The organism is Mycolicibacterium sp. XJ662, assembly GCF_053484035.1.
This window is the reverse complement of the sequence record NZ_JBEFTL010000002.1, coordinates 202,831-226,956: the sequence shown is the minus strand read 5'-3', so window position 1 is coordinate 226,956 and position 24,126 is coordinate 202,831. Positions and strand designations below refer to the sequence as shown.

25 protein-coding genes are annotated in these 24,126 nt (G+C 68.5%); 16 read left to right on the top strand and 9 right to left on the bottom strand.

Features of this window, described 5'->3' with window-relative positions:
- Positions 1–15 precede the first annotated feature (15 nt).
- Positions 16–1,245, top strand: a complete 1,230-nt coding sequence (locus ABQE93_RS08355) for a glycosyltransferase (RefSeq protein WP_448407003.1) — start codon at positions 16–18, stop codon at positions 1,243–1,245.
- Between the two features lie 5 nt (positions 1,246–1,250).
- On the opposite strand, the gene ABQE93_RS08350 is transcribed toward ABQE93_RS08355, so the two are convergent.
- Complete coding sequence (locus ABQE93_RS08350) at positions 1,251–2,126, bottom strand: glycosyltransferase family 2 protein (protein WP_448407004.1); 876 nt, start codon at positions 2,124–2,126, stop codon at positions 1,251–1,253.
- A 37-nt stretch (positions 2,127–2,163) separates the two neighbouring features.
- Here ABQE93_RS08350 and ABQE93_RS08345 point away from each other — a divergent pair, with 37 nt between their 5' ends.
- From ABQE93_RS08345 to ABQE93_RS08305, 9 genes are all read left to right on the top strand, one after another.
- Positions 2,164–3,141, top strand: a complete 978-nt coding sequence (locus tag ABQE93_RS08345) for a UDP-glucuronic acid decarboxylase family protein (RefSeq protein WP_448407005.1) — start codon at positions 2,164–2,166, stop codon at positions 3,139–3,141.
- 13 nt (positions 3,142–3,154) lie between these two features.
- On the top strand, positions 3,155–4,810 hold the full coding sequence (locus ABQE93_RS08340) for a carbamoyltransferase family protein (RefSeq protein ID WP_448407006.1): 1,656 nt from the start codon (positions 3,155–3,157) through the stop codon (positions 4,808–4,810).
- Complete coding sequence (locus tag ABQE93_RS08335; RefSeq protein WP_448407007.1) at positions 4,807–6,300, top strand: HAD-IIIA family hydrolase; 1,494 nt, start codon at positions 4,807–4,809, stop codon at positions 6,298–6,300. Before ABQE93_RS08340 ends, ABQE93_RS08335 begins: the two co-directional genes overlap by 4 nt.
- Positions 6,297–7,316 (top strand): glycosyltransferase family 9 protein, encoded by a 1,020-nt coding sequence (locus ABQE93_RS08330; RefSeq protein ID WP_448407008.1) that lies wholly within the window; start codon positions 6,297–6,299, stop codon positions 7,314–7,316. The genes ABQE93_RS08335 and ABQE93_RS08330 overlap by 4 nt, the downstream gene beginning before the upstream one ends.
- On the top strand, positions 7,313–7,882 hold the full coding sequence (locus ABQE93_RS08325; RefSeq protein WP_448407009.1) for a D-sedoheptulose-7-phosphate isomerase: 570 nt from the start codon (positions 7,313–7,315) through the stop codon (positions 7,880–7,882). The genes ABQE93_RS08330 and ABQE93_RS08325 overlap by 4 nt, the downstream gene beginning before the upstream one ends.
- Entirely contained in the window at positions 7,875–9,233 is a 1,359-nt protein-coding gene (locus ABQE93_RS08320; RefSeq protein ID WP_448407010.1) for a PfkB family carbohydrate kinase, read from the top strand. Before ABQE93_RS08325 ends, ABQE93_RS08320 begins: the two co-directional genes overlap by 8 nt.
- 93 nt (positions 9,234–9,326) lie before the next feature.
- The gene (locus ABQE93_RS08315) at positions 9,327–10,016 is read left to right on the top strand and encodes an SDR family oxidoreductase (protein WP_448407011.1); all 690 of its coding nucleotides are present in this window, start codon (positions 9,327–9,329) and stop codon (positions 10,014–10,016) included.
- Positions 10,013–10,948, top strand: coding sequence for a glycosyltransferase family 9 protein (locus ABQE93_RS08310; protein ID WP_448407012.1), 936 nt, complete (start codon positions 10,013–10,015; stop codon positions 10,946–10,948). Before ABQE93_RS08315 ends, ABQE93_RS08310 begins: the two co-directional genes overlap by 4 nt.
- On the top strand, positions 10,945–12,243 hold the full coding sequence (locus ABQE93_RS08305; RefSeq protein ID WP_448407013.1) for a UDP-glucose dehydrogenase family protein: 1,299 nt from the start codon (positions 10,945–10,947) through the stop codon (positions 12,241–12,243). The genes ABQE93_RS08310 and ABQE93_RS08305 overlap by 4 nt, the downstream gene beginning before the upstream one ends.
- A gap of 4 nt (positions 12,244–12,247) precedes the next feature.
- Here the strand turns inward: ABQE93_RS08305 and ABQE93_RS08300 are convergent, their stop codons facing one another.
- Positions 12,248–13,264, bottom strand: coding sequence for a DNA topoisomerase IB (locus ABQE93_RS08300; protein WP_448407014.1), 1,017 nt, complete (start codon positions 13,262–13,264; stop codon positions 12,248–12,250).
- Positions 13,265–13,596: 332 nt separating this feature from the next.
- Between ABQE93_RS08300 and ABQE93_RS08295 the strand changes: the two genes are divergently transcribed.
- A complete protein-coding gene (locus ABQE93_RS08295; protein WP_448407015.1) occupies positions 13,597–14,031 on the top strand; it encodes an ATP-binding protein in 435 nt (144 codons plus the stop codon).
- 62 nt (positions 14,032–14,093) lie between these two features.
- Entirely contained in the window at positions 14,094–14,816 is a 723-nt protein-coding gene (locus ABQE93_RS08290) for an RNA polymerase sigma factor SigF (RefSeq protein WP_448393144.1), read from the top strand.
- Here the strand turns inward: ABQE93_RS08290 and ABQE93_RS08285 are convergent.
- Positions 14,787–15,230, bottom strand: coding sequence for an STAS domain-containing protein (locus ABQE93_RS08285; protein WP_448407016.1), 444 nt, complete (start codon positions 15,228–15,230; stop codon positions 14,787–14,789). The two genes, ABQE93_RS08290 and ABQE93_RS08285, sit on opposite strands and share 30 nt — an antisense overlap.
- Positions 15,231–15,461: 231 nt before the next feature.
- Here ABQE93_RS08285 and ABQE93_RS08280 point away from each other — a divergent pair, with 231 nt between their 5' ends.
- On the top strand, positions 15,462–15,992 hold the full coding sequence (locus ABQE93_RS08280; RefSeq protein ID WP_448407017.1) for a nucleotidyltransferase family protein: 531 nt from the start codon (positions 15,462–15,464) through the stop codon (positions 15,990–15,992).
- 4 nt (positions 15,993–15,996) lie between these two features.
- On the opposite strand, the gene ABQE93_RS08275 is transcribed toward ABQE93_RS08280, so the two are convergent.
- From ABQE93_RS08275 to ABQE93_RS08260, 4 genes are all read right to left on the bottom strand, one after another.
- Positions 15,997–16,311, bottom strand: coding sequence for a hypothetical protein (locus tag ABQE93_RS08275; protein WP_448407018.1), 315 nt, complete (start codon positions 16,309–16,311; stop codon positions 15,997–15,999).
- A 49-nt stretch (positions 16,312–16,360) separates the two neighbouring features.
- On the bottom strand, positions 16,361–18,157 hold the full coding sequence (locus tag ABQE93_RS08270) for an acetyl/propionyl/methylcrotonyl-CoA carboxylase subunit alpha (RefSeq protein WP_448407019.1): 1,797 nt from the start codon (positions 18,155–18,157) through the stop codon (positions 16,361–16,363).
- 201 nt (positions 18,158–18,358) lie between these two features.
- A complete protein-coding gene (locus tag ABQE93_RS08265) occupies positions 18,359–18,769 on the bottom strand; it encodes a SufE family protein (protein WP_448407020.1) in 411 nt (136 codons plus the stop codon).
- Entirely contained in the window at positions 18,766–19,653 is an 888-nt protein-coding gene (locus ABQE93_RS08260; RefSeq protein WP_448407021.1) for a sulfurtransferase, read from the bottom strand. The genes ABQE93_RS08265 and ABQE93_RS08260 overlap by 4 nt, the downstream gene beginning before the upstream one ends.
- 119 nt (positions 19,654–19,772) lie before the next feature.
- Here ABQE93_RS08260 and ABQE93_RS08255 point away from each other — a divergent pair, with 119 nt between their 5' ends.
- The 3 genes from ABQE93_RS08255 to ABQE93_RS08245 all read left to right on the top strand — a co-directional run bounded on the left by ABQE93_RS08255 (position 19,773) and on the right by ABQE93_RS08245 (position 23,145).
- Positions 19,773–21,122: a nucleotide sugar dehydrogenase gene (locus ABQE93_RS08255; RefSeq protein ID WP_448407022.1), complete on the top strand. Its 1,350-nt coding sequence runs from the start codon at positions 19,773–19,775 to the stop codon at positions 21,120–21,122.
- Entirely contained in the window at positions 21,115–22,095 is a 981-nt protein-coding gene (locus ABQE93_RS08250; RefSeq protein ID WP_448407023.1) for an NAD-dependent epimerase/dehydratase family protein, read from the top strand. Before ABQE93_RS08255 ends, ABQE93_RS08250 begins: the two co-directional genes overlap by 8 nt.
- Before the next feature lie 162 nt (positions 22,096–22,257).
- Positions 22,258–23,145: a type IV toxin-antitoxin system AbiEi family antitoxin gene (locus ABQE93_RS08245; RefSeq protein WP_448407024.1), complete on the top strand. Its 888-nt coding sequence runs from the start codon at positions 22,258–22,260 to the stop codon at positions 23,143–23,145.
- A gap of 71 nt (positions 23,146–23,216) precedes the next feature.
- Here ABQE93_RS08245 and ABQE93_RS08240 read toward each other — a convergent pair whose 3' ends face one another.
- Positions 23,217–23,858, bottom strand: a complete 642-nt coding sequence (locus ABQE93_RS08240; RefSeq protein ID WP_448407025.1) for a Maf family protein — start codon at positions 23,856–23,858, stop codon at positions 23,217–23,219.
- Entirely contained in the window at positions 23,855–24,109 is a 255-nt protein-coding gene (locus ABQE93_RS08235) for an acyl-CoA carboxylase epsilon subunit (RefSeq protein ID WP_448407026.1), read from the bottom strand. Before ABQE93_RS08235 ends, ABQE93_RS08240 begins: the two co-directional genes overlap by 4 nt.
- Positions 24,110–24,126: the final 17 nt, after the last annotated feature.

Here is a 24,126-nt window from a genome sequence, read left to right as displayed (position 1 = left end):
GGGAGGAGGACGCCGATGAAGATCGCGATGGTGTCCGAGCATGCAAGCCCACTGGCGGCGCTCGGTGGCGCCGACGCAGGCGGACAGAACGTACATGTCGCCGAACTGTCGGCGGCCCTGGCACGCCGCGGCCATCAAGTGACCGTCTATACCCGAAGAGACGACCGCGAACTGCCCGAGCGGGTGCAGACAGCGCAGGGCTACACCGTTGTGCATGTGCCTGCCGGACCGCCCGAGCAGCTGCCCAAGGACGAACTGCTGGTCCACATGGGCCCGTTCGCCCGGTTCCTCGACGCCGAATGGGCTGCTGACCGCCCCGACATCGCCCACGCCCACTTCTGGATGTCCGGTATCGCAACGCAGTTGGCCGCGCGGCACCTGAATCTGCCTGCCGTGCAGACATTTCACGCGCTGGGCGTGGTCAAGCGCCGCTACCAGGGCGCCGATGACACCAGCCCGACCGACCGGCTGCGCCTGGAGGCGACGGTCGCCCGCACCGCCACCTGGGTCGCGGCCACCTGCACCGACGAGGTGTTCGAGCTGATGCGGTTGGGCAGGTCGCGCAGCCGCATCTCCGTTGTGCCGTGCGGGGTCAACCTCGACATGTTCAGCCCGGGGGGACCCACGGCGCCCCGAACCAACTACCGGCGGATTGTCAGCGTCGGTAGGTTCGTGCCGCGCAAGGGGTTTGACGTCGTGGTACGCGCGCTGCCCTATATCCGCGACGCCGAGCTGGTGCTGGTGGGCGGCCCGGACATCACCCGGCTGAACTCCGACCCGGAGGCCTGCCGGCTGCGCGCGCTGGCCGAGGAACTCGGCGTTGCGGACCGGGTGAGGTTCTACGGTTCGGTCGCCCGCGAGGACATGCCGGCCATCCTTCGGTCGGCCGATGTGGTCGCGTGCACGCCGTGGTACGAGCCGTTCGGCATCGTTCCGCTGGAGGCAATGGCATGCGGCGTACCCGTCATCGCCTCCGCGGTCGGCGGAATGCTGGACACCGTCGTGCACGACGTCACCGGCCGACTGGTGCGGCCCCGGCGGCCCGACAAGGTCGCCGAAGCGGTCAACCACTTGTTGCGTGATGACTTCGTGCGCCAAAGCCTCGGTGCGGCCGGTCGCGACCGCGCACAGGCCCGCTACTCGTGGGACCGGATCGCCGCGGACACCCAACGCATCTACGACCGCCTGGTGCCGGTGCGCTTCGCGCAGCCCGCCGAACCGGCGAGGAGCCTGTCATCGGGATGACCGGTTCACTGCGCCTCCAGCTTGGCCACCGCTTTCTCCAGGTTCGCAGGGAGCGGGCGACGCTGCTGCACCACAGCGGGCAGCTTCAGGAAGGCCTCGGCGGCACCACGGGCGTGCTCGCGGTCCTTGACCGCGGAGCGCAGCAGATCTGCCGTGACCCGCAGGCACTGCGGAATCGGGCGTCTCAGCCATGTGGTCAGCGCGTCGTTGCGCAGCACGCGGGCGTCCTGGGCCGCCGTGGTGGCCCTGGTCTCGGACGGCTGGTGGATGGCGGTCAGCGCAGCGCAGTAGCACAGATCCCAGCCCAGGGCCGCCAGGTCGAAGGCCAGCAGTTGCTCCTCACCGCGGAAATGCAGGATGTCGCTGAACCCGCCGGCCTGCTGAAAGGCGTGAACGCGCACCATCGCCGCACAACTCATGAACCCGAGGATGGACGGGCCCGGCAGGTCGGGGCGGTGACCGAGGGCGCTGTCGGCCAACAACGCGGTGAACGGGTCCTCGCGCCGTTGCGGCCAGACGATCGTGCGGGCGGCCAGCAGGCCCAGCGACGGGTGGCTGTCGAAGAGCTCCGCGCCGATGGCCGGGGACTCGGCTGTCCACCAGGAATCGTCGTCGCAGAACGCGACATACGGGGTGGCGCACGCCGCGACCCCCGCATTGCGCCCCACCGCCCCCTGGTTGGTGTCCAACTCGACAACCTGCAGCCGCCCCGCCGAGCGAGCCGTGATTCGGCGCATGATCGCAACGCTGTCGTCTTCGGAAGCGTTGTCCACCACCACGATCGGGCACGCGGTGGTATCCAGCAGGCGCGCCACCACCGTCGCGAGCTCTTGGGCGCGGTTGCGGCTGGCGATCACAAACGACGTATCCGGGGGCTTCATGACTGTGCTGGCTACCCAGGCGACAGAAGGGCAAACGATGCATGAGCTGAGACGTGTCGTGGTCACCGGCGGCGGCGGCTTTCTCGGTGGTCACCTGTGCGAGCGACTGCTCGACGACGGGGTGGCGGTCACCTGCGTGGACGACCTGTCCACCAGCGCGCCGACGGCCGCCACGTTGCTACGCGACCGGCCCGGCTACCGGTTCGTCCGCCACGACATCAGCGAGCCGCTGACCGAGACGCGGCCCGATGTCGACACGGTCTTTCATCTGGCGTCCCCGGCATCTCCCGTGGACTACATGCGGCTGCCGGTGCAGACGCTGCGCACCGGCGCGCTCGGCACCGCCAACGCGCTCGACTTCGCCGAGCGTTGCGGGGCGCGGCTGGTGCTGACCTCCACCAGCGAGGTGTACGGCGACCCGCTGGAGCACCCGCAGCCCGAAACCTATTGGGGCAACGTCAACCCCGTCGGGCCGCGCAGCGTCTACGACGAAGCCAAGCGGTTCGCCGAAGCGTTGACGTTCGCCTATCAGCGGGGACGGTCAGCCGACGTCGCCGTGGCACGCATCTTCAACACCTACGGGCCACGGATGCGCCCCGACGACGGCCGCATCGTGCCGACGTTCTGCGCTCAGGCCCTGGCCGGGGAGCCGATCACGGTCAACGGCACCGGGGTGCAGACCAGGTCGCTGTGCTACGTCGACGACACCGTCGACGCGCTGGTGGCGCTGGCCAGCTCGGGCTGCGCAGGACCGGTCAACATCGGCAACCCCGACGAGGTGACGGTCCTTCACATCGCCGAGCTCATCCGCGGACTGGCGGGCAGCGACTCGCCCATCCATTTCCTTCCGCCCGGCGAGGACGACCCACAGCGGCGATGCCCGGACATCACGCTGGCGCGCAGGCTCCTGGGTTGGCAACCACGGGTGCGCTATGCGGACGGCTTGGCCCGCACGGTCGAGTGGTTCCGCGCGCAGATGACCACCTCGCCCGAGGCCACCGCGGCGGCAGGGTAGTTAGGAGCCGGCAATGCGAATCCTCGGAATCAACGCGGTATTTCACGACCCAGCCGCTGCGCTGGTGGTCGACGGGCAGATTGTCGCGGCCGCCGAAGAGGAGCGGTTCTCCAGGCGCAAGCACGGAAAGTCCGCCGTGCCGTTCTCGACGTGGGAGCTGCCGGTGGCGGCGGCGCGGTGGTGTCTGCAGCAAGGCGGCCTGAGCCCCGCCGACCTCGACGCGGTCGGCTACTCCTACGACCCGCGCCTGATGGACGAGTCGACCGAGGACATGGCCGGGCTCGACCGCGACTGGGAGTACCTGCGCACCATGTACGCCCAACGCGCACCCAAGTTCCTGCAGTCCGCGCTGCCCGGTCTTGACCCCGGCATCGTCCGATACGTGCGCCACCACGCCGCGCACGCCGCGTCGAGCGCGCTGGCCTCAGCCCACCCCGATTCGGCGGTGCTGGTGGTCGACGGCCGCGGGGAACGCACGTCGATGTTGGCGGGCAGCTACCGCGACAGCAAACTCGATGTCCTTGCCAGCCAATCACTTCCGCATTCACTGGGCCTGCTCTACGAAAGCCTCACCGAGCATCTGGGTTTTCAGCGGTCCAGCGACGAGTACAAGGTGATGGCGATGGGGTCCTACGGGACGCCGCGTTTCATCGACCGGTTCAGGGAGTTGGTCTACGCCACCGGCGACGGCGGATTTCGCACCGAGCCAATCGATTGGGAGTCGTTCACACCGCGTCGGGAACCCGGTGCGGGCAAGGGCCATGCGCTGGACCGCCCCGAACCGCAGCACGCCGACCTGGCGTGCAGCGTGCAGCGGGTCGTCGAGGAGGTGCTGCTGGATCTCGTCGGCTGGCTGCGAGCCCAGACCGACCAGGAAAACCTCTGTCTGGCAGGGGGAGTAGCACTCAACTGCGTGGCGAACTCCAAGATCTGGGCACGGGGCGGCTTCTCGAACGTGTGGGTGCAACCGGCTGCCGGTGATGCCGGTACCGCGCTGGGCGCCGCGCTGGCGCTGGCCGGTGAGGCAGGCGAACCGCTTATCCCGATGCCGTCGGCGGCGCTGGGCCGCGGGTTCTCCGACGAAAAGATCGCCGATGTGCTGCGCGACGCTGCGATACCGCACGAGCGGCCCGCCGATCTGGCCGCTGCCGTCGGGGATGCGCTGGCCGAGGACCAACTGGTGGCGTGGTTCCAGGGCCGCGCCGAGTTCGGCCCGCGGGCCCTCGGCCAGCGCTCCCTGTTGGCCGACCCCCGCCGCATCGCGAACCTGGAGCGGCTCAACAACGTCAAGGGACGCGAACAGTTCCGGCCCGTCGCCCCGATGGTGCTGGCCGAGCGTGCCGACGAGATATTTTCCGGCGGACCGATTCCCAGCCCCTACATGCTGTTCGTCCACGACGTCGCCGAAGACTGGCGGCCGAAGATCCCCGCCGTCACCCACGTCGACGGCACCGCGCGGATCCAGACCGTCGATCGCGACAACCCGCTTCTGCACGCCACGATCAGCCGCTTCGCTGCGCATACCGGGGTGCCGGTGATCGTCAACACCAGCTTCAACACCGCCGGGCGACCGATGGTGGACAGCCCGCGCGACGCGCTCGAATGCTTTGGCAGCGCACCGATCGACGTGCTCGCGATCGGACCGTACCTCGTCAGGCGGCCGCGATGACACCGGAGTTCGCCGTGGTGGTGCCGACCGTCGGACGGGAATCGGTACACCGGTTGCTGGCCCAACTGGACGGATCCGGTGGCCCGAAGCCGACGGCGGTGATCGTCGTCGACGACCGCGCGCAGCCCACAACGCCGTTGCGCTTTCAGACCAGCCTGCCGGTCACCGTGTTGTCCAGCGGGGGCCGTGGGCCCGCCGCCGCACGCAACCTCGGGTGGCGCGCCAGCAGCACTGAATGGATCTGCTTCCTCGACGACGACGTCATACCGCAACACAACTGGTTCGAAGCGGTGGCCGACGACCTGGCGAAGGCCGACACCGAAGACGCGGCCGGTTCGCAAGGCGTCATCGACGTGCCGCGCGCACCGGGACGGCGCGCCACCGACGACGAACGTCGCACCCAGGGACTGGCCGACGCCCAGTGGATCACCGCGGACATGGCCTACCGGCGCTCGGCGCTGGTGCGCGTCGGCGGGTTCGACGAGAGGTTTCGGCGGGCCTACCGCGAAGACGCCGACATCGCACTGCGAATCACGTTGGCGGGCAACACCATCGTCAAGGGAACCCGACGGTGCACGCATCCCGTCGCGCCGGCGACGTTCTTCAGCAGCGTACGCGCCCAGCGCGGCAACCGTGACGACGCGTTGATGCTGCGCAAACACGGAAGGCGCTGGCGCCAGGCGATCGGGGAGGGACGCGGACGCCTGCGCGTGCACGCTGCGGCCACCGCGGCGGCGCTGACCGCTGCGGCCGTCGTCCTCGCGGGCCGGCGACGCATCGCCGGTTGCGCGGCCGCGCTATGGGCCGCGCTGACCACCGAGTTCGCCGCCCGCCGATTCTGGGCGGGCCCGCACACCGCGCGCGAAGCGACGAAGATGGCGGTCACGAGCGTCCTGATCCCGCCTGTCGCAGTGGCTCACCGCATCGGCGGGGCGTGGGCGTTTCGGTCGTCGCGGCCGGAGCCGCCGCTGGCGGTGCTGTTCGACCGCGACGACACCGTCATCGAAGACGGACCGTATCTGCGTGACCCCGCCGGGGTGCGGCCGGTACGCGGTGCGCACGACGCGTTGCGGCGGTTGCGTGACAGGGGTCTGCTGCTGGCCATCGTCACCAACCAGTCCGGCGTGGCCAAGGGGTTGATCAGCCCCGACGAACTGGCGGCGGTCAACACCGAAGTCGACGCGGCGGTGGGACCGTTCGGCTCGTGGCAGATCTGTGTCCACGACGCCGGCGACGGCTGCGAATGCCGTAAGCCCGCACCGGGAATGGTGCGGGCCGCCGCAGCCGAACTGGGCGTCGAACCCGCCCGCTGCGTGCTGATCGGGGACACCGGCGCCGATGTCGAGGCCGCCCTGTCCGCGGGTGCGCACGCGGTGCTGGTACCGACCGAGCGCACGCTGACCCGCGAGATCAGCGACGCGCACCAACGCGCCCGTGTCGCCGCGACCATCGGCGACGCGGTACGGCTGGTGCTCAGGGACTGCCGATGAGTGGCGCCGTGGTAGCCCGACTCGACAGTGCCGGCGATGTGCTGATCACCGGCCCTGCGGTCCGCGCCGTCGCCGCGCGCCACGGCGATGTGACCTTTCTGGCCGGACCGCGGGGCCGGGCAGCGGCCGAGCTGCTGCCCGCGGTCGACGACATCATCGAATGGCAGGCGCCCTGGGTCGATTTCGACTCACCCGAACTCACCGCGGGACATGTGGACGCACTCGTCAAGCAGCTGCGCGACCTGGCGCCCGACCGCGTCTACATCCTCACGTCGTTTCACCAGTCGCCGTTGCCGTTGGCGCTGATCTGCCGGATGGCGTCGGTGCCGTGGATCGGCGCGATCAGCGAGGATTATCCCGGCACCCTGCTCGACCTGCGTCACCACGTCGAAGACGGTGTGCCCGAACCCGAGCGGGCCCTGTCGCTGGTGCGCGCGGCCGGATGCGGGTTGCCGACGGACGACGACGGCAGGCTGCGCGTACGGACGCCGCCCCAACTGCCGCCCGCGTTGACCGAGAAGCTCGGTGACGCACCGTATGTGGCTTTTCACCCCGGGGCGGCGGTGCCGGCCCGCAGACCCACCACCGCGCGAAGCGCCTGGATGGTCGCGGCGTTGGCGGCGGCCGGACACCGCGTTGTGGTCACCGGCGACGACACCGAACGTGACCTCACCGCTGCGGTGGCCGGTGACGTCGCGATCGACCTCGGCGGGTGCACATCGCTTGCCACGCTGGCAGCGGTGTATGCGAGCGCGAAGGTGGTCGTCGCGCCCAACACCGGGCCCGCACACCTGGCCGCAGCCGTCGACGCACCGGTGGTCTCACTGTTCGCGCCGGTGGTGCCCGCCGAGCAGTGGCTTCCCTACGGCCACAACGTTATCCGGCTCGGAGACCAGCAAGCCCCGTGCCGACTCACCCGTGCCCGCGAATGTCCGGTCGATGGCCATCCGTGTCTGGACGACATCACCGACGCACAACTGTGCAGCGCGGTCGACCGATTGGGAGGACAACGATGATCGAGCAACATTTCTGCGCGCTGTCGCAGGCCGTCGATCACATCGGCCACCAGGCGCCCCGGCTCACCGAATGGGGCAGGCGACTCGCCGGGGTGCTCACCGATGGCGGTCGGTTGCTGGCCTGCGGCAACGGCGGCAGCGCGGCCGAGGCCCAGCATCTGACAGCAGAACTCGTCGGACGGTTCCGTGCCGAACGAATGCCGTTGTCGGCCATCTCATTACACGCCGACACGTCGGCGCTGACCGCGATCACCAACGACTACGGGTCCGATGAGATGTTCGCCCGCGGGGTGCGCGCACACGGTCGGCCGGGTGACATCCTGGTCGCCTTGTCCACCAGCGGCACCAGCGCCAACGTCCTCGCCGCCGTCAAGGCCGCCCACGAGACCGGGCTGACCACCTGGGCGCTGACGGGGCCTGCGCCGAACCCGTTGGCCGCCATGTGCGACGACGCGGTGTGCGTGGAAGCGGCTACCACCGCGACCGTGCAGGAGATCCATCTGCTTCTGGTGCACGCGCTGTGCATCGCGCTCGACGACGTGCTTCTGGAGGTGTCTCATGGCTAAGCCGTTGGTCATCGTCGGTGACTCGATGCTCGACGTCGACATCGAGGGCAGCGCCACCCGGCTCAGCCCGGAGGCGCCCGTGCCCGTCGTCGACGCCGAGCGCATCTGGCAGCGTCCCGGCGGCGCCGGCCTGGCCGCCGCCCTCGCCGCCCGCGTGGAGCAGGACGTGGTGTTGGTCACCGCCGTCGGCGACGACGCGGACGGGCGTGCGCTCACCGACCTGCTCGCGCACGCCGGCGTGACGGTGCTTGCCCTGCCGATGTCGGGAACAACGGTGTGCAAGACGAGGATCCGCGCGGCCGGACAGTCGATGCTGCGGCTTGACCACGGCACCGGCGTGGCCGTGGGCGACAGCGCTCCAGAGGCCGTGGTGACCGCGCTGGAACAGGCGCGCGCGGTGTGCGTTGCGGACTACGGTCACGGCGTCACCGCCCACCAAGGCATTCGCGACGTGCTGACCCGCATCGCCGACCGGGTGCCGGTGGTCTGGGATCCGCATCCGCGCGGCGCGGTGCCGACCAGGGGATGCTGGTTGGTCACCCCCAATCAGGCTGAGGCCGCCGGGAACCCGCCCGGCTCACTGCGCCGGCTGTGGGACGCCAGGGCGGTGTGTATCACGCTGGGTGCCCGCGGCGCGCTGCTGGCCACCGAGAACGGCAACGTGCCCATCGGGGTGCCCGAAGCCGCCGCCCGCGGTGCCGCGGGCGACACCTGCGGCGCAGGTGACCGGTTCGCGATCGCTGCCGCCCAAGCGCTCGGCACGGGCGCAACCGCGGAGGCCGCGGTCACTGCCGCGGTGGACGCCGCAAGCCGGTTCGTCAGCACCGGCGGTGCGGTCGGCGTGTCCAGTCCGGCGGCGCCGGACGGAAACCGCTCTGCGGCAGTACAAACCGAGCTGATCACCGACGACGTGACCGCCGTACGGGAGCAGATCCGCCGCCCGGGCAAGACGCTGGTCGCCACGGGCGGATGCTTCGACCTGTTGCACACCGGCCATATCCGGTTGCTGCGCCAGGCCCGCCAACTCGGTGACGCGCTCGTGGTGCTGCTCAACTCCGACGCGTCGGTGCGTGCGCTCAAGGGCCCGCGGCGGCCGGTGATGGCCGGCGCGGACCGAGCGCGCGTGCTCGCGGCGTTGGCGTGCGTCGACGCGGTCGTCATCTTCGACGAACTGTCCCCGGAGAATGCCCTTGCCCAACTGCGGCCCGACATCTGGGTCAAAGGCGGCGACTACACCGAGGCCGAACTGCCCGAGGCCGACGTGGTGCGCCGTCACGGCGGGGAAGTGGTGCTGCTACCCACCGTCGCCGGTTACTCCTCGTCCAACCTGATCGCCGCGGCGCGGTCGTGACCGAAAGGAACTGCGTATGAGCGCCCGAAGGCGACAACGAGTGAGGATCGCAGCCAGGAACGAGCGAGGACCGGATCGAGGAGGAGTCGAGACATGAGCATGGGGAACATCATCATCACCGGCGGTGCATCCGGCCTTGGTGCCGCCACCGCGAAAGCCGTTGCGCAACAGGGTGGCACACCGCTGATCATCGACAGGAACGAGCCCGGTGACGGCTCGATGATCTTCGAGCGGGCGGACCTGGCCGACACCGAAGCCGTCGACAGCGCCGTGAAGGCCCTTGCCGATCGCGTGGACGGGCAGGTTCACGGGGTGTTCACCGCCGCGGGCATCGACTCGTGCGGCAAGCTCGACGACGTCCCCGCCAAGGACTGGGAGCGGGTGGTACACGTGAACCTGCTCGGCACCGCCGCGGTGATCCGCTCCGCGCTGCCGTATCTGAAAAGCACCCACGGCACGATCGTCACCTGCGCGTCGACCCTGGGGATCAAGGCCGTCAGCGACGCAACCGCATACTGCGCCGCCAAGTTCGGCGTCGTCGGGTTCTCCCGCGCATTGGCCGCGGAGCTGGCCGGGCAGGTCGGCGTCACGACGCTGATCCCCGGCGGTATGCACACCGCGTTCTTCGACGACCGCGACGAGCAGTACAAGCCGCCACCGGACGCCAAACTCAACCAACCCGAACACGTCGCCGAAACCGTGGTGTTCGCGTTGGCCCAGCCGGCGGGCTGCGAGATCCGGGAGATGGTCGTGTGCGCCTCGACGGAATCCTCGTGGCCGTGAGCCAAGACACCGTTCTGGTGTTGCGTGCGTTGGGCCTCGGTGACCTGCTGACCGGCGTCCCGGCGCTGCGCGGGTTGCGACGCGCACATCCGGACGCGCGCATCGTGCTGGCCGCCCCGCAGCGGTACGCGGACCTGGCGATGCTGACGGGCGCTGTCGACGGGGTCCATCACACACCGGGACTCGGCCAGCTGGCTGCACTCGGCCACCCGCCCGCGCTGGCGGTCAACCTGCACGGCAGCGGACCGCAGAGCTTGGCCGACCTGCTGGCGCTGAATCCGCGCACGCTGCTCAGCCATCGACACAACGCCTATCCCGGGGTGAACGGCCCGCCGTGGCGCGCGGATCTGCACGAGGTCGACCGCTGGTGTGCGCTTCTGGCGTGGTCCGGGATCGCCTGCGATCCAACAGATCTCACCATCCCGCGCCCGCCTGGTCACCCCGACCGCTCGTCGGCGGTGGTGATTCATCCCGGCGCGGCGTACGGGGCGCGGCGCTGGCCGCCTGAACGTTTCGCGACCGTCGCCGCCGCGCTGCACGACGGCGGGCACGACGTCGTCATCACCGGTGACCGCTCCGAGGTCGAGCTGGCGCGGTCGGTGGCCGACATGGCCGGCCTGCCGCACAGCCGTGTGCTGGCAGGAACTCTGGGGCTGCTCGAGTTGGTGGCGCTGATCCACGACTGCCGGCTGTTGATCTGTGGTGACACCGGTGTCGGACACATCGCCACCGCAACCGGCACCCCGTCGGTGCTGCTGTTCGGCCCGACACCGCCGAGCCGCTGGGGTCCGCGCGGCGCGGGCCCGCACATCGCGGTGTGGGCAGGCGACAAAGGCGATCCGCACGCCGAGGATCCGCATCCCGGGCTGCTGTTGATCACGGTGTCGCGGGTGCTCGAAGCCAGCAAGAACCTGCTGCAGGAGTGCGCATGAGCGGCGTGCGGGTGGGCGTGATCGGCGCCGGCTACGTGGGGTTGACGACCGCCGTATGCCTCGCCGAGCGGGGGCACCCCACGGTGTGCGTCGACGTCGACGCCGGCCGGGTCGAACAGCTCAACCGCGGTCAGGCGCTGCTGGACGAACCCGGGCTGCCGCTGCTGCTGGGGCAGGGCTTGGCTGCCCAAACCCTGGTGTTCAGCACCGATTACGCCGAACTCGCCGATCGCGACGTGGTGTTCGTTTGTGTGCCGACGCCGAGCCGGTTCGACGGATCAGCCGATCTGTCCGCGGTCGAAGCCGCCGTCGCCGAACTGGCCGCGCTGCTGCCGTCGACCGCCGTGCTGGTGCTGAAGTCGACGGTGCCGGTCGGCACTACGCGGTGGCTGGCGCGCCGGCTCGAGCCGACCGGTATCGAGGTGGTGTCCAATCCGGAGTTTCTGCGCGAGAGCCACGCCGTCTATGACTTCCGTCATCCCGACCGGGTCGTGATCGGCGCCGACGACGACACCGCCGCCGAGTCCGTCGCCGACGTGTACGGGGCGTCGGCGCCGATTCTGCGGATGAGCCCGGAAAGCGCCGAGCTGGCCAAGTACGCGAGCAATGCGTTTCTCGCGGTGAAGATCTCGTACGCCAACTCACTTGCCCGGCTGTGCGCGGGGGTCGGCGCGGACATCGGCGACGTCACCCGCTGCATGGGCGCCGATGTGCGGATCGGCCAGCACTTCCTGCAGCCGGGTCCGGGATGGGGCGGCTCGTGTCTGCCCAAGGACACCGCCGCCCTGCTGCACACCGGTCGGTTGGCCGGAGTCGAGCTGCCGGAGGTGGAATCGGCGCGCTGCACCAACGCCGCACAGCCCGCACGCATCGTCTCCACGCTGAGCCGCACGATGGCCACCCCGCTGGCACACGCGCGGGTCGCCGTGCTGGGCTTGACATTCAAGGCCGGCACCAACGACGTGCGGGATTCACCGGCGTTGACGATCTGCGCCGAGCTGGGCCGAACCGGCGCGCAGATCACCGGTTACGACCCGCGCCTCGAGCAGATCGACCAGGTCGCGCTGCGGCGGGCCAGCGTCGCTGCCGTCGACGACCCGTACCTGGCGGCCAAGGACGCCGACGCCGTCGTCGTACTCACCGAATGGCCCGAGTTCTGCGACCTGAACTGGCCGCTGATCGCCGAACAGTCGCCGGGCGCCGTCGTGCTCGACACGCGCAACCTGCTCGACCCGGCGTCGCTGGCCGACACCGGGTTGAGCTATCTGGGCAACGGGGCCGCGTCGGGCTACTAGCGGACTAGCCGTTGGCGACCTTGCGGATCAACCGCGCCGTGCTGCGGTCCAGAATCGCCTGCCGCTCGTCGACCGCGTCGACCTTGGCCGCCCGGCGCGCGGCGGCGGCGATGGTCAGCCCCGACTCATAGCCGGTGACCACGCGCGGGTCGACGTAGGAACCGCGCGCCACCGCCGGGGTGTTGCCGAGTTCCTCGGCGACCTCCTTCATCACGGCGGACTCGACCCGTTTGACCACCTTCTCGTTCACCGGCGGGTCAGCGTCGACGAAGGCCACCGCGGCCAGCACCGTGCCATGCCAGGTCCGAAGATCCTTGACGGAGTAGTCCTCGCCGACCAGCTCCTTGAACCGACTGTTGAGGTCGTCGGCGTGGATCTCGGTCCAGCCCGCACCGCTGCGGCAGACCAAGAACCGCTCGCCGCGCTCGGGTCTGCGCAGCAGCGCGCGCACGGACCTGATGACCTCGGGATCATCGATGTGCAAGGTTCGGCGCACCCCGCTCTTGGCCGGGTAGTCGAATTCGACGCCCTGACGGTGCAGCGTGACGTGTTCACGCAGCAGCGTCGCGATCCCGAACGAGTTGTTCTCCTCGGCGTATTGCTCACTGCCGGACCGGAAGTATCCGAGATCGAGCAGGTGCAGCGCCAGCGCGAGCACCCGGTCACGGCTCAGCCCGCGACCGCGCAGATCCGATGCGATCCGGCGGCGCATCTCGGGCAGCGCCGCCGACATCTGCAGCACCCGGTCGAACTTCTCCTCGCTTCGCTCCTCCTGCCACTGCTGGTGGTAGAGGTATTGACGTCGGCCGGCGGCGTCGGTGCCCACGGCCTGAATGTGGCCGTTGGGATAGGGGCAGATCCACACCCGCTTCCACGCCGGCGGGATCACCAGGTCCTTGATGCGCTCTAGCGTCGCCGCATCGGTGACCGCGGTGCCATCGCGATGTTGATAGGAGAACCCGCGTCCGCGCCGCACCCGGCGCAGACCCGGGCCCTGCACATCGCTACGGCGCAGCCGCATGTTTGATGTCCGAGGTCGTGGGGGTACTGGACCTGCACCATGGTGAAAGAGATTTTGAACAAGGACCCAGCAAGGTCGAAGCTGTCGACGTCACTGCATCATCGGCGCGATCATGATGAACGCGGCGGCGTATATCGCCACCGCGACCAGAATCAACGCCATCAGCACCAGCCCGGCCGTCACAAGGATCTTGCGCAACCTCGTGTCCATGCTCGTGGATTACCCGTTGGGCGCAGCCGGCACACGCGCGGCTGCACTGGGTTATCGGAGCGCTAGTGGTTAGCTGGGGTACATCCTGGGGTAATCTCGGCTCGACATCGCCGGGAGGGCAAATGGCCGAGGCCACCAACACGAACAACGGGCACCAGCGTGGCGGCTCGTCAGTGGAACTTCGGGTCGCCGCCGAGCTCGAGAACCTTGCCGTGCTACGGACTCTGGTCGCCGCGGTGGCGACCTTTGAAGACCTGGACTTCGATGCGGTCGCCGACCTGCGGCTGGCCGTCGACGAAGCGTGCACCCGGTTGATCCGGTCGGCGGTGCCCGGCTCGGTGCTTCTCGTGGTGATCGACGCACGGCGGGACGCGGTAGTCATCGACGCGTCCACCACATGCAAGAGCCCCGACATCCTCTCGCCCGGTAGCTTCAGCTGGCATGTGCTCAGTTCGCTGACCGACGAGGTCCGCACCTTCGAGGACGGGCGTGGTCCCGACAACGCGCGGGTGTTCGGGATCTCGATGACGACGAGACGAGCGAGCTCGCTGCAGTGACGCCCCCCACGTCACAGGGTTCGTCGTCGCGATCGAACTCTGAGTACGCGGATGTCGCCGACATGTTCCGCGAGTTGAAGGCCGTTCCGGAAGGTTCGGCGAAATTCCAGCGGCAGCGCGACCGCATCGTCGAGCGCTGCCTGCCGCTGGCCGACCACATCGCCAGACGCTTCGACGGGCGTGGTGAGCCGCGCGAAGACCTGGTGCAGGTGGCCCGGGTCGGGCTGGTGAACGCGGTGATCCGCTTCGACGTCGAGGCGGGTTCGGACTTCGTGTCGTTCGCGGTGCCGACGATCATGGGTGAGGTCCGGCGGCATTTCCGCGACAACAGCTGGTCGGTCAAGGTGCCCCGCCGGCTCAAGGAACTGCATCTGCGGCTCGGCGCGGCCACCGCCGAACTGTCACAGCGGCTCGGCCGCGCACCGACCGCGTCGGAGTTGGCGGCCGAACTGGACATGGACCGCGACGAGGTCGTCGAGGGCCTGGTGGCCGGCAGTTCCTACAACACGCTGTCGATCGACAGCGGCGGGAGCGCCAATGACGACGCCCCCGCCATCGCCGACACCCTTGGCGACGTCGACTTCGGGCTCGATCAGATCGAGAACCGAGAAGCTTTGCGGCCGTTGCTCGCTGCGTTACCGGAGCGGGAAAGGACCGTGCTGGTGCTGCGGTTCTTCGAGTCGCTCACGCAGACCCAGATCGCCGAACGAGTGGGCATCTCGCAGATGCACGTCTCGAGGCTGTTGGCGAAATCCCTAGCGCGACTTCGGGACCAGCTGCAGTAGCGGCGGTGATTGACCCTGCACTGCCGACAACGCTTCGTCGACACTCGAGTGCATCGGCAGGTACCAGTCGGGGTCGCAGATCTGCAGGATCCGGGCCACCCCGGCGCCCGCTGTCAGCGCCCACTCGATACGTGCGCCCACACAGCGCACGTTGAAGGTATGCAGCGCGGAAAACCCTGCTGTGCCGAAGAACTCGACACCGGACAGATCCAGTATCAGCCGGCGGGTCTGGCCGGCGTGGCGCAGCGCGTAATCGACGAACTCGCGGGAGTTCGCCGCGTCGATCTCGCCGTGCACTGCGATGACCGCCGTATCGGGCGTCAACCACTGGGTGCTGAACCGCGCGGTGCGGTAGTGCACCGAGTCGGCGGAGGCTCTCGGCGAAGCGGACGAGGTATCAGAAACAGTAGACATTGTGACTCCATCAGTCGGATTCGGGACTGTGGTTCACGTCAAAAGAAGTAGACCCTGCGATCTCAAAGTCAAAATACAGGGAGACATTCTCCCCTGTGCGTCGATGACGTTCCCAGCTCGGCTGTGAACTCAACCTGTCTTGAACCCTACGCGCTGGCCATGACAACCACAATCGCAATGGCAGGCTTCTTATAATCGCAGCTCACAGCGTCGCAAACCTGAGAGAGGGCCATGACGACCGCAGGCGTATTGCTGGCCGCCGGGGCGGGCAGCCGCTACGGAATGCCCAAAGTGCTTGCCGCACAAGGTCAGTGGCTGGCATCGGCGGTCTCCGCGCTGCACCGCGGAGGATGCGACGACGTGGTGGTGGTGCTGGGCGCGGCCGTCGTCGATGTGCCTGCACCTGCCCGCGCGGTGATCGCCGAGGACTGGGCGGCCGGTCTGTCGGCCTCGCTGCGCGCCGGTCTGACCGCGGTCGACGCCGATTATGCGGTGGTGCTCACCGTCGACACGCCCGACATCGGCGCCGCCGTCGTGGCGCGGGTGCTCGCAGCGGCGCGTCGGTCGGCGTCCGGTCTGGCGCGGGCGCACTACGCCGACACGCCCGGTCACCCCGTCGTGCTCGCCCGCAGACACTGGGCGCCGCTGCTCGAGCGGCTGCACGGCGACGAGGGCGCGCGGCCGTTTTTGGCGCAGCGCGACGACGTCGTCGCAGTACCGTGCGAGGACCTCGCGACCGGAACCGACATCGACGTCAGGTAGAGGGTCATCCCAGCGAGTCGGCGAACCGCCGCACCGCGTCGCCGGCGGCTTGCGCGGCGCGGCCATGGCCCTCGCGGGCGCGCAGACCGATGTGCCCGGTGGCCGGGGACAGCGTCACCTCCGCGAGCATCTCACCGGTCGTCGGCTCGCACACCGCCCACGAATACGTGGTGTCGTCCGCCCACTGCGCGGCCCGCGTCTCGACGTAGTCGGCGGCCGTCTCACCCAACTCGGAAAGCGCAGGCCGGTCGTCGATGCGGTCGTCGGCGCGCAAGGCGCGCAGATACCACGCGCCTGCGTTGATCTCGACGGGCTCCATGCGATTTCGGTGCGCTAACGCTCGCTCGGCGTCGGTTCGCGCACCGAAGTCACTTGATCTCGGCGAGGACGGTGCCCTGGGTGATGGCCGCTCCGGCCTCCACCGCGAGCCCGGTGATGGTGCCCTCCTTGTGCGCGGTGACGGGGTTTTCCATCTTCATCGCCTCGAGCACCACGACGAGGTCACCGGCGGCGACCTGCTGGCCCTCCTCGACGGCCACCTTCACCACGGTGCCCTGCATCGGCGCGGTCACGGCGTCGCCGGAGGCGGCCGCACCGGCGTTGGAGCCCCGCTTACGCGGCTTGGGCTTCTTGCGCACGACGTTGCCGCCCGCTGCGCCGCCGCCACCGCCGATCGCGAGATCACCGGGCAGCGACACCTCGAGCCGACGCCCGCCCACCTCGACGACGACGGTCTGCCGCGGGATGGTGTCTTCCTCTTCGATCGGGTCACCGCCGGTGAACGGCTCGATGGTGTTGTCCCACTCGGTCTCGATCCAGCGGGTGTGCACGGTGAAACCGTTGTCGTCGCCGATGAACGCCGGGTCGGACACCACGGCGCGGTGGAACGGGATGACGGTGGCCAGGCCCTCGACCGTGAACTCGTCGAGCGCGCGGCGCGACCGCTCGAGCGCCTCCTGGCGGTTGGCGCCGGTGACGATGAGCTTGGCCAGCATCGAGTCGAACTGTCCGCCGATCACCGAGCCGGTCTCCACGCCGGAGTCCAACCGCACACCGGGGCCCTGCGGAGCCTCGAACTTGGTCACCGGGCCGGGCGCGGGCAGGAAACCGCGGCCGGCGTCCTCGCCGTTGATGCGGAACTCGATGGAGTGCCCGCGCGGGGTCGGGTCCTCGGTGATCTCGAGTGCGTCGCCGTTGGCGATCAGGAACTGCTGGCGCACCAGGTCGATGCCCGAGGTCTCCTCGGTCACCGGGTGCTCGACCTGCAGGCGGGTGTTGACCTCGAGGAACGAGATCAGCCCGTCCTGGCCGACCAGGTACTCGACGGTGCCCGCGCCGTAGTAGCCGGCCTCCTTGCAGATGCGTTTGGCCGACTCGTGGATCTCTTTGCGCTGCGCATCGGTGAGAAACGGCGCCGGTGCTTCTTCCACCAGCTTCTGGAACCGGCGCTGCAGCGAGCAGTCGCGGGTGCCCGCGACGATGACGTTGCCGTGCTGATCGGCGATGACCTGGGCCTCGACGTGGCGCGGCTTGTCCAGATAGCGCTCGACGAAGCACTCGCCGCGCCCGAACGCCGCGGTGGCCTCGCGCACCGCCGAGTCGTAGAGCTCAGGAATCTCTTCGATGGTGCGGGCCACCTTCATACCGCGGCCGCCGCCACCGAACGCCGCCTTGATGGCGATCGGCACGCCGTACTCCTTGGCGAAGGCCACTACTTCGTCGGCGTCCTTCACCGGATCCGAGGTGCCCGGCACGAGGGGAGCCTGCGCACGCGCGGCGATGTGGCGCGCGGTCACCTTGTCACCTAGGTCGCGGATCGACTGCGGGCTCGGGCCGATCCAGATCAACCCGGCGTCGAGGACGGCCTGGGCGAAGTCGGCGTTCTCCGACAGGAACCCGTAGCCGGGGTGGATCGCGTTGGCGCCCGACTTCGCGGCGGCGTCGAGCAGCTTGGCGAAGTCGAGGTAGGACTCCGCGGAGGTCTGCCCGCCGAGCGCGAACGCCTCGTCGGCGAGTCGTACGTGCGGTGCGTCGGCGTCGGGCTCGGCGTAGACGGCCACGCTCTGCAGCCCCGCATCCCTGGCCGCCCGGATGACCCGGACCGCGATCTCCCCACGGTTGGCGACGAGCACCTTGGAGATCTTTGAGCTGGCGTGACTTGCCACGTGGCCTCCTGACGGCATATCTCTAAGAAACGTCTTTAAGAATCTATCCCGGGGAAGTTTAAGGGGCGATACGGGGCACCTGATGACGCGGTGCCCACGTGTCTCCCGCGATCGGGCCGCTGGGCAGTTCGACGCCGTCCGGTGCGCACAGGCAAGGTGGGCGCGCCGCGAAACATCTTGAGCCGCAGCGCTTTGGGTTGGCTAGCGCAGTCGACGTTTGATGCGGGCCAACATCGCCGAGATGCCGCGTAGCCGCAGCGGGCTGATCAGCGCGGCCAACCCGAGTTCGGAATAGAAGTCGTCGGGCACGGCCAGGATCACGTCGGCGGGGTGGTCGTCGAGCCCGGCGGCGAGGATCGCGGCGAACCCGCGCGTGGTCGGGGCTTCGGCCGGGGCGCTGAAGTACAGCCGCACGTGTTCGCGGTCCTGGGCGTCGACATGCAAGAACAACGGCGACTGGCATTCGGGCACCGGCTCCATCGCGGCCTCTTCGAGATCGGCGGGCAGTGCGGGAAGCTCCATGGCGAACTCGAGGAGCAGTTGCAGCTTGTCCTGCCCCTGCACCTCGGCGAAATCCGACACCACCTCGGCCAAGGCGGGCGGCATGCTCACGGCGCTTCGCCTGGCTCTTCCCCGACCGCGACGGGCACGCGCACCGCGTTGCCCCATTCGGTCCACGAGCCGTCGTAGTTGCGCACATCGGGCAGGCCGAGCAGATGGGTCAGCACGAACCAGGTGTGGCTGGAGCGCTCACCGATGCGGCAGTACACCACCGTCTTGTCGCCGGGCTGCAAAAACCCGTAGAGCTCCTCGAGTTCGGGGCGGCTGCGGAACCGGCCGCTGTCGTCGGCCGCCTTGGCCCACGGGATCGACTTCGCGGTGGGGATGTGGCCGCCGCGCAGCGCACCCTCCTCGGGATAGTCCGGCATGTGCGTGCGCTCGCCGGTGTACTCCTGCGGTGAGCGCACGTCGATGAGCGGCTCTTGGCCCAGGATGGCCAGCACGTCTTCCTTGTACGCGCGGATCGGCGCGTCGTTGCGTTCGACGACGGGATAGCCGGTGGACTGTTTGGTGGGCACCGCGAGGGTGGTTTCGCGGCCGTCGGAGATCCACAGGTCGCGTCCGCCGTTGAGCAGCCGGACATCAGGGTGGCCGAACAGGGTGAACACCCACATCGCATAGGCGGCCCACCAGTTGCTCTTGTCGCCGTAGACCACGATGGTGTCGTCGCGGGAGATCCCCTTGCGGTTCATCAGGTCAGCGAACTGCTCACCGTCGATGTAGTCGCGCACGTGGGGATCGTTGAGGTCGGTGTGCCAGTCAATCTTGACGGCGCCGGGGATGTGGCCGGTGTCGTAGAGCAGCACATCCTCGTCGGATTCGACGATGGCTAAGCCCGGTCGACCGAGGTTGGCCGACAACCAATCAGCGGTCACCAGGCGTTCCGGATGGGCGTACGCCTGCAGGGCGGGATCTGGATCGGGTGGCAGAGGCACAGTCAGAGCCTACCCAGCCGCCAGGGCGCGCGGCATGTACCCGCCGTGCAAAAAGAAGTCTGGCAAAGTATTGTGTTCACTCGTGTCGGGGTCGTTGCATTCAACAAACTCGAGGAAATATGCCTGAGCCAGCAAATTACGACATTGGAATAGTCGGACTGGGTTATGTGGGGCTGACCTTGGCCACGGTGCTCGCCGAAGCCGGCTACTCGGTGATCGGGGTGGAGAAGCGGCCGGAGCTTGTCGCGATGACCAACGAGGGCAGACCGCACTTCACCGAGACCGGTCTGCCCGACGCGCTGGACGGCGTGACCAGGTTCAAGAAGCTGGTGGCCGCCGAGCGGTTCGACAACAGCTTTACCTGTAGTACCTACATCATTACGGTCGGCACACCGCTTTCGGCGGCGGGTGTGGCGCAGATCGACATGATCGAGTCCGCCGCGCGCGACATCGCCGAGAACATGCGCGACGGCGCCCTGGTGATCCTGCGCTCGACGGTCAAGATCGGCACCACGCGCCAGGTCGTCGCGCCGATCCTGGCGGCCAGCGGCAAGCAATTCGATATCGCAATGTGTCCAGAACGGACGCTGGAAGGCCGGGCGCTACAGGAATTGCGCGAATTGCCGCAAATTGTCGGTGCCGACAATTCTGAGGTGGCCGACCGGGCGGCCGCGGTATTTCGCCGGCTAACGAAATCCATCGTCCTGGTGTCCGATATCGAGACGGCCGAGATCATGAAACTGGTCTCCAACACCTACCGTGATGTGCAGTTCGCCTTCGCCAACGAGGTGGCCCGGGTGTGCGACGCGTTCGGCGTCAGCGCGCATGAGGTGATCTCGTCGGGCAAGCTCGGCTACAACCGCACCAACATCCCGCTGCCGGGCCTGGTCGGCGGGCCGTGCCTGGAGAAGGACCCGCATATCCTGATGGAAAGCGCGCGAGCTCGCGGCCTCGATCTGGAGATCACCAAGGCGGGCCGGATGGTCAACGAACGCCAGCCGGAGGAGACGGTGCGCTTCATCAGCAGCGAGATCGAACGGCGCGGTCTGCAGGCGTCGGCGCCGATGAAGATCAGCTTGCTCGGCATGGCGTTCAAGGGGTCGCCGGAGACCAGCGACCTGCGCGGGTCGATGTCGATCAGGGTGCTCGACGCGCTGAAGAAGGCCCACCCCGGGGCCGATATCTGCATCTACGACCCGGTCACCCCGACCGATCTGCTGGCGACCGAGTTTCGCGACGAGGTCGTCTGCGACCGGTTCGGCGACGCGGTCAGCGGCGCGTCGGTGGTGGTGATCGGCAACAACCACCCGTCGCTCGGCACCATCTCGCCACGCACCATCAGCGAGTTCATCAAGCCGAAGGGCTTCGTCTTCGACTACTGGAATCACTTCAGCCACCTGCCGGAGTCCGAACTGGGTGACTCCTACTTCGCGGTCGGCAAGAGTGGACGCGTGGTGTGCGATGCCTGACCGCGTGGTGATCACCGGCGGGTGCGGCTTCATCGGGGCGTACCTGGCGCGGCGGATGGTCGTCGACGGCTGGAACGTGGCTGTCGTCGACTCGATGGTGCGCGGCGACGCCGGACGCCTTGGCGACGTCGCCGACGACGTCGAACTGTTCACCAACGACGTGCGCGATCAGGATGCGTTGGAGCGGGCGTTCAAGGGCGCCGACGTGGTGATGCACCTGGCCGCCATCAACGGCACCGAAAACTTCTACACCCGACCGGAACTGGTGCTCGACATGGGCCTGCGCGGTGCGCTGGCGGTGAGCAACGCCGGACGCAACGCCGGGGTGCCCGACCTGGTGGTGGCGTCGACGGCCGAGGTGTACCAGACGCCGCCGGTGATTCCCACCCCGGAGACCGTTCCGCTGATGCTTCCCGACAGCCTCAACCCGCGCTACTCGTATGGCGGCTCCAAGATCGTCAGCGAACTCATCGCGTTCAACTACGGCCAAGAGCACTACCGCAAGGTGCAGGTGTTCCGGCCGCACAATGTCTACGGACCCGATATGGGCTTCAAACACGTTGAGCCGCAGCTGATTCTGCGGGCGCTGGATGCCCAGGAGTCCGGTGGCAGCGTGCTGCCGATCCAGGGTGACGGCACCGAGACGCGCTCGTTCCTCTACGTCGACGACTGCGTCGAGGGCATCCTCGCGATGTACGAGAAGGGTGCGCACCGCGAGATCTACCACATCGGCAACGACGAGGAACTCACGATTCGCGAGCTGGCCACCAGGATCGTCGGGGTCGTCGGCGTGGATCTGGACATCAAACCCGGCGAGGCCCCCGAGGGCGGCACGAAGCGGCGCTGCCCCGATATCGCCAAGATGCGCGCGCTCGGGTGGGCGCCGAAAGTCGGCCTCGAGGAAGGGTTGCAGCGCACCGTCGAGTGGTATCGCGCGCACCGCGGCGACGTGCCACCCAACCCCCTGATGTAACCCCCTCTTTTCCCGCGAGCAGACGCAGAAGGCCCCTCTGAGGGCCTCCGAAGGGGCCTTCCGCGTCTGCTCGGCGTAGGGGGTTGGCTCACCCGGGTGAGTTATCCCCAGGACACCCAGTTTCCGTTCTGAGCGATACCGCTGTGGGCAGATGCTTTCTGTATGCGCTCGGCCGCACTTGCGCTCCTCGATGAATGGGGCGGTTTCGCTACAACCGCGGAACTACTCGCCGTCATGACGAGGAAGGAATTACGTGTTCAGGTCCGCAACGGAGGCGTTGTCCGCGTCTGGTACGGCGTTTACGCCGCCACCGCGCCTGACCTGAAAGGTCGGCTTGCCGCCCTGGACCTGTTCATGGGACAACGCGCTGTGGCGTGCATGGGCACGGCCGCCGCGCTGTATGGCTTCGACGTCGAGAACACCAGCGCAGTACACGTGCTCGACCCGGGTGTGCGGATGCGGCCGACGACCGGATTGATGGTCCACCAGCGTGTGGGCGCTCCGTTGCAGCGAGTGGACGGCCGGCTGGCGACGGCACCGGCCTGGACTGCGGTGGAGGTCGCGCGGCAATTACGCAGGCCCCGAGCGCTTGCCACACTCGACGCTGCGCTTCACGTAAACGCTTGTACACGTGCGCAACTCGAAAACGCCGTGCGTGAACAGAAGGGGCGACGCGGGATCGTCCAGGTACGAGAGCTCTTGCAATACGCCGACGGCCGCGCAGAATCCGCGATGGAAAGCGAGGCGCGTCTGGTCATGATCGACTACGGGTTACCGCTTCCTGAGCTGCAGTACGAAATCGTCAGCCTCGACGGCACGGTGTACCGCGTTGATTTCGCCTGGCCGAAGCAGTGTGTGGCCGCAGAGTACGAGAGCCTCGATTGGCACGTAGGCCGACTCGAGATGCTCAGAGACAAGAAGAGGTACGCCGGTGTGCAAGAGGTGGACTGGACGCTGGTCCCGATAACGGTCGACGATGTCCGGCGCACACCGTGGCAGCTCGCCGATCGCCTGCGGTATCACCTGTCACGTTCCGCGGCGGCCAGTTAACCGAGGCGAGCAGACATAGAAGGCCCCTTCGGAGGCCCGCAGAGGGGCCTTCTGTGTCTGCTCGCGAGAATTTAGGTGACCGGGTTGGCGGCCCAGAGGTCCGCGATCGACAACCCCGCGTCGCGCAACAGGCGACGGGTCAGCGGCAGCCCGATGCCCACCACCGACGACGGGTCACCGTCGACCCCCTCGATGAACCAGCCGCCCAGCCCGTCGATCGTGAAACCGCCGGCCACCGCGGTCGGCTCACCGGTGGCGACATAGGCGTCAAGCTCGTCAGCAGACGGCACGCCGAAGTGCACCGTGGTGGCCATGCTGTCGGCGCACTGAAACGCAACGGCGTTGTCTTGCAATCGGATAACGCAGTGACCGGTGTACAGCTCACCGGACGTGCCACTCATCTGCTGCCAGCCGGCACGCGCTGCCGCGGCTGTCGCGGGCTTACCGACCAACGCCCCGTCGCGGTAGAGCATCGAATCGCAGCCGATCACCACGCAATCGCCCGCCACAGCCGAATCCAGGCCGTCGACGACCGCCTCGGCTTTGGCCGCCGCCAGCGCGGCCGTCACCTCCGACGGGGTGGCCGCGGGATCAAGCCCTGCCAGCACAGCGTCCTCGTCGACGCCGGAGACGATGACGAGCGGATCTATTCCGGCCTGCCGCAATACCTTTCGGCGGCCCGGCGATGCCGACGCGAGGACCACCCGCGTCATCGGCGCATGTGGGTCCGTTCCACCAACGTCACCCGCTGCCAGCTGAACGTCGAGTAGCGCAGCCGGTCAACGGGATGACCCCACAGGTTCTGCTCCTGCTCGCGCGGCTCTTCCGGAGTCCCCGACGCGGCGGCGAACACGGCGAGCAGCGCCGCGAGCTCCTCCTCGGTCGGGTGACCGGACACCACCTGGATGTGCGCCTCGTGCTCGTGCTGCTCGTCGCCGCTCACGGTCTCGCTCGCCCCGCTCACAGTGGCTGGATTGTTCG